Source organism: Phyllobacterium sp. P5_D12, from assembly GCF_054049495.1.
The window spans coordinates 1-5,040 of record NZ_JBFUMG010000332.1 but is presented as its reverse complement, the minus strand read 5'-3'; the positions used below and the strand labels follow the sequence as shown (position 1 = coordinate 5,040).

The 5,040-nt window shown below is 56.0% G+C and carries 6 protein-coding genes; 2 read left to right on the top strand and 4 right to left on the bottom strand.

Translation table 11 applies throughout. The annotated features are described in order from the left end of the window. Positions 1–264: ATP-dependent Clp protease adaptor ClpS (locus tag ACXJ5O_RS18595; protein ID WP_457301192.1), on the bottom strand; the 264-nt coding region annotated here is incomplete at its 3' end. A 195-nt stretch (positions 265–459) separates the two neighbouring features. Then, on the bottom strand, positions 460–792 hold the full coding sequence (locus ACXJ5O_RS18590) for a phasin family protein (RefSeq protein WP_457301191.1): 333 nt from the start codon (positions 790–792) through the stop codon (positions 460–462). A 246-nt stretch (positions 793–1,038) separates the two neighbouring features. Here ACXJ5O_RS18590 and ACXJ5O_RS18585 point away from each other — a divergent pair, with 246 nt between their 5' ends. Both ACXJ5O_RS18585 and ACXJ5O_RS18580 read left to right on the top strand, forming a co-directional pair. Next, positions 1,039–2,412 (top strand): SPOR domain-containing protein, encoded by a 1,374-nt coding sequence (locus tag ACXJ5O_RS18585; protein WP_457301190.1) that lies wholly within the window; start codon positions 1,039–1,041, stop codon positions 2,410–2,412. A gap of 50 nt (positions 2,413–2,462) precedes the next feature. Further along, positions 2,463–2,732: a hypothetical protein gene (locus ACXJ5O_RS18580; RefSeq protein WP_457301189.1), complete on the top strand. Its 270-nt coding sequence runs from the start codon at positions 2,463–2,465 to the stop codon at positions 2,730–2,732. On the opposite strand, the gene ACXJ5O_RS18575 is transcribed toward ACXJ5O_RS18580, so the two are convergent. Together ACXJ5O_RS18575 and ACXJ5O_RS18570 are read right to left on the bottom strand one after the other, a co-directional pair. After that, entirely contained in the window at positions 2,729–3,166 is a 438-nt protein-coding gene (locus tag ACXJ5O_RS18575; protein ID WP_457301188.1) for a DUF1489 family protein, read from the bottom strand. The two genes, ACXJ5O_RS18580 and ACXJ5O_RS18575, sit on opposite strands and share 4 nt — an antisense overlap. Positions 3,167–3,373: 207 nt before the next feature. Beyond that, positions 3,374–4,774 carry an L-serine ammonia-lyase gene (locus tag ACXJ5O_RS18570; protein ID WP_457301187.1) on the bottom strand — a complete coding sequence of 467 codons (1,401 nt, stop codon included), beginning with the start codon at positions 4,772–4,774 and terminating at the stop codon, positions 3,374–3,376. Positions 4,775–5,040 lie beyond the last annotated feature (266 nt).

The following is a 5,040-nucleotide window of genomic DNA, read 5'->3' as shown; positions in this document are numbered from 1 at the left end:
GGTAAAGACACCACATTCTCCGACCCCATGATTATGCACATGGAGCATGATGCGTGTAGCATCTTCTCTGTTCTTCTGGAAAAACCGCTCCAGGACGTGAATGACGAATTCCATGGGCGTGTAATCGTCATTCAGAAGCAACACGCGATAAAGACTGGGCTTTTTCAGTTTGGGTTTGGTCCGGGTTATGACAGCCGTTCCCCGACCGGGGCCGTTGCCGCTTCCCTTGTCCTCATCCTGCATCATGGGTGAAAACCGCTTCATCTTTTCCGATACCCGCATTCTTATAGTGTGTCGCTCTATGTATTCTATGTAGGTCGCTCCGGCTTGATTTTAAGCCCTCTCCTGAAGCTTGCAATATCAAGTTGCGGTTGCAAAGGCCGAATTGCTCCGCAGAAATAAAAAAAGCCCGATTGCGCATGGCAGCCGGGCTTTTTGGAGCGACGAAATAGATGATATTTACTTCGTCACCTTCGCTACGGCTGCCTCATAGGGCTTGTAGGCTTCCTTGGCGAGATCGGCATAGAGCTCACCGAATTTCGTCGCCTGAACAACAAAGGCTTCATATGCCTTTTTCGAAAAGACGCTGTGGGTTTCAAATATCTGTTCCGGCGACTTGATGGTAGCCAGCTTTTCGATGAGTGCGCTGCTCTCTTCGAATGATTTTTTGGAATAGTCGGCCGCCTCGTTGGCGATCGTGTGCAACCCATGGGTGAGAGCCGAAACGCTCTTCATCGCGGTATTGGCAAATTCCTTGCTCGATTCATTCAGTGTTTCGAACGGAGTGGCCATTTGTAGATCCTTTCAAAGGTGAAATTTCCTACCCACCCAGAGGTAGGGTGCGGTGCACAAAAAGTCAAATTTATACCGCACTGCAATATTCATCTAAAATTTAACCCAAATATTGCGGAAAAGGTGAACGGCCCGGTTACCATAAACAGTTTGGTAACGCTGGTTCGACTAAAGTCAAAAAATTCGTTCTGATGAATCAGGGTCATCAGGAAAGTTTCTACGCGCATATTCGAGCAGGTGTTGATTGTGCATCATAAGGCCCACCAAGGTTCCAACTACGTACAAAAACTGGGTTATGCATTTCTGGCTCTGCTGTTAGGCGCCGGGATAAACATCGCTGAGTCGCCTTCGGCAGTCGCAGCTTCGAAAGAAGCGGCTATCGTCGTCGATGCCAATACGGGCAAGACGCTGTATTCATCCAATGCGGACGCGCAGCGCTATCCGGCTTCCCTGACGAAGATGATGACGATTTATATGCTGTTCGATGCTATGGCATCCGGCAAGGTTTCCAAATCGACACCAATTCCCGTCTCTGCCTACGCGGCAGCGCAGCCACCAACGAAAGTTGGCTTCCAGCCCGGACAGACGATAAGTGCGGAAGCTGCGATTCTCTCGCTCATCACCAAATCGGCCAACGACTCGGCCACAGCTATCGCAGAGTTCCTTGGCGGATCGGAACCACGCTTTGCCGTGATGATGACCAACAAGGCCCGCCAACTTGGCATGCGCAATACGCAGTTTCGCAATGCAAACGGCCTGCCCGACCCCAATCAACATTCGTCCGCACGAGACCTCGCATTGCTGGGCGTCGCTCTTCGTGAGCACTTTCCACAGTATTACAGCTACTTCTCCACCAGAAGCTTCAGCTACCGTGGTCGCCGTATCGTTGGCCACAACCGCCTTCTCGGCAAGATCGAGGGTGTTGATGGTATTAAGACCGGCTATACCCGCGCTTCTGGTTTCAACCTGGTTTCGTCAGTCAGCACTGACGGGAAGAAGCTCGTTGCGGTCGTCATGGGCGGATCCAGCACGCCGGCGCGCGATGCTCAGATGGCTGGTCTCATTGCCAAATATCTCCCGGCGGCATCGCGCCGTGATGGCGGCAATCTGATTGCTTCGCGCAAGAACAGCAAGGTCGAGGTTGCGGCTGTTGAACTGCCCGCGAGCGCCGAGGCGCCAATCCCCGTTCAACGTGAGCAGGCAATGGCCGAACAGCCGGCAGAGATCGTGACGGCTTATGTAGAACCGGCACCGACCCCATCGCCAGCCGAACGTATTCTGCATGTCCCTGCTCCATCGCCGAAGGTTGAAATCGGCGAAGGCGATGTGGACGAGGTCGATCCGGTGACAACCGCATCTGCGCCTTCGGGCGGCTGGATGGTGCAGATCGCTTCGGTCGGCAGCTCCGAAGAAGCCAAGGCAATGCTATCCAAGGCCGCCGCGCAGGTTGGCGGTCCGATCGMAGCACTCTCGCCCTATACGGAAAAGTTCCAGAAGGGCTCGACAACTTATCACCGCGTTCGCTTTGCCGGCATCTCCTCCGCCAAGGAAGCCAACAATGCTTGCGCCGCACTGAAACGCCAGAAATTCAACTGCTTTGCCATTGCTCCGCAATCGTAAGGCACGCGATCTGAAAGACCCCGATTTGTATAGCGTAAAGGGTTTTGCGAATGTCCAGTACCAAAGAAATACAGAGCCCGGCTGATCTGACAGCCAGAGAAACCAAGCCATTCTTCGGCGGCATGCAGGCCCTGCAACAGGCTGCAATGAAGATTGCTGACCTGCGCCGCGGCAATTCTGCCTTCAAGACCATGGATCTGGTGAATGTGCTGCTTTGTCAGGCCGCGCGCACGCGGCGCGCCGCAATGCCGCCTGTCCGGCTGCGTTTGCACTCTGACAGCCGCAATGGCGTGTCAGCGGTAAGACTTCGGGTTTCCTAGAGCAAGCCTAGAGCTGCAAGCTCGTTACGCAGTTCTGGCGGCAGTTTCGCCCGCCCGATCTTGCCGTGTCCTTCATCGAATGGCGCGTCTTCGCTGGTCAGATAACGCCAGCCCTGAAATGCCCGGCGAGGCTGCCATTCCGTTGGAATGATGCGCGGGTCGAGCACGAGGTGGCAGCGCGATATACCTTCATCGTCGGTAAAGGTCCTGATATCCGTCAGTCGCTGGCGGCATTGGACATTGCCCTTGATCACCCAATAGAGCGATCCACCGTCGAGCAGTTCCTCGACGCGCTTTGGTACCATGCGGGTCGTGTGGAATTGTTCAGCCGGTAGCCCTGCCCGTCTGCGCTCGTCAAGCCTGAAATCGATCCATGCTGCGAGTTCTTCGATTGCACTGGATCCGACACAGAGTTTTACGAGATTGAGGGCCATGCCCTAGCCTTTACGCTTTCAGGTTGTGGCGTCAACCATAATGGCAGCTTCTCCACAAGCGCCGCAAAAGACCTGTTGAGAATTCAGCCTGATGAGTTAGCTGTTGCGGTTTTCGAGAACCGGCGCGCAGCGGACATGTTGGTCCGTGAGCACCGGAAGCGCAGAAAATCGCGTCAGATGACCATCAGGGTGGATTGGCAAAGGTCTTTAACACTCGACGACATTGACGGCCAACCCGCCAAGACTGGTTTCCTTGTAGCGTTCGTTCATGTCGACGCCGGTCTGCCGCATCGTTTCGATGCAGGCATCGAGTGGCACGAAATGCGTGCCATCGCCCTTGACCGCCAGCGAAGCTGCCGTAACCGCCTTCACCGCACCAAGCGCATTGCGTTCGATGCAGGGCACCTGCACAAGCCCAGCCACCGGGTCGCAGGTCATGCCGAGATGATGCTCCAGCGCGATTTCGGCAGCATTTTCGATCTGTTCCGGCGAACCGCCAAGCACCGCAGCAAGTCCGGCGGCAGCCATGGCGGATGCGGAACCCACTTCGCCCTGACAACCGACTTCTGCACCCGAAATCGACGCATTGGTCTTGATCACCCCGCCGATAGCCGCCGAGGTCAGCAGGAAATCACGAATGCCGTTGTCGTCGGCATCGTCGTGGAAATGCAGATAGTAGCGCAGCACCGCAGGAACGACGCCGGCGGCGCCATTGGTTGGCGCCGTTACAACCCGCCCGCCCGCTGCGTTCTCCTCATTGACCGCCATCGCATAGACAGAGAGCCAGTCATTGGCCAGCAGCGGATTGATGCGGTTTTGCCGCCACTCTTCCTGCAAGCGATCGTGCAGGTAGCGTGCGCGGCGCTTGACCTTGAGGCCGCCGGGCATGATGCCTTCCTGCTCCAAGCCGCGATCGATACAGGAGCGCATCGCAGCCCAGATCCGGTCGAGACCCGCGTTCAGCTCATCGCGGCTCATGAAGACTTCTTCGTTGCTGCGCTTCATCTCAGCAATGGAAAGGCCGCTTTCCTTGGCCATGCTCATCATCTGAGCGGCATTCTTGAACGGGAAAGGTACCGGATGTTCCGGCTTCGGCGCTGTGCGGGTTTTCGCAGCCTCCAACTCTTCCTCGGTCACGACGAAACCGCCGCCGACCGAATAGAAAATCCGGCGTAAGAGCAACCGTTCATCGACGTCATAGGCTTCAAATGCCATGCCGTTGGCGTGACCGGGAAGTGGCGTACGCCGATCCATGATGAGATCGGTCGCCGGATCGAAGCGATAGGACGGATGGCCTTCGGGCGAAATGCGTTTGGTCTGCTTCACGGTCTCGAGCAGTGCGTCCATTTCGTTTGGATCGACGGTGGCTGGCAACAGGCCGCAGAGCCCGAGAATGACAGCGCGGTCGGTTGCGTGGCCGATGCCGGTAAAAGCCAGCGAACCGTGCAGGTGCACGCGCAGCCGATCAACCTTGACGCCGGTCGGCCGTGGCCATTGCCCGCTCTTGAGTTCCTCAAGAAACAGGCTGCCAGCGGTCATCGGGCCCATCGTATGGGAACTCGACGGACCGATGCCGATTTTATACAGATCGAAAACCGACAGAAACATTTAGCGCCTTTGAATTGGTGAGAGCACCTGTGACGCATAATGGCTTGCTGGCAACATTTGCCGCAGCCCGGCACCGACTTCACCTTGCGTTTCTACGACATAGGTCACCCGGCGCAAAAGTCAAAGAAAAAGCCTGTAAACGCCTATCCGCGAGATTTGCGAACCGGTCAGATTCACGTACATTCGCATTTCATCAGTTGTTGCGCCACAGAGAGATCCAATGGAAGCCGCCCCGAACACATCCTATTGGCTCGACATATTTGCCC

What these genes read in the sequence shown, in the direction of transcription:
- ACXJ5O_RS18590 (WP_457301191.1), bottom strand. Translation starts at nt 792, where the DNA reads ATGGCCACTCCGTTCGAAACACTGAATGAATCGAGCAAGGAATTTGCC.
- ACXJ5O_RS18580 (WP_457301189.1), top strand. Translation starts at nt 2,463, where the DNA reads ATGTCCAGTACCAAAGAAATACAGAGCCCGGCTGATCTGACAGCCAGA.
- ACXJ5O_RS18575 (WP_457301188.1), bottom strand. Translation starts at nt 3,166, where the DNA reads ATGGCCCTCAATCTCGTAAAACTCTGTGTCGGATCCAGTGCAATCGAA.
- ACXJ5O_RS18570 (WP_457301187.1), bottom strand. Translation starts at nt 4,774, where the DNA reads ATGTTTCTGTCGGTTTTCGATCTGTATAAAATCGGCATCGGTCCGTCG.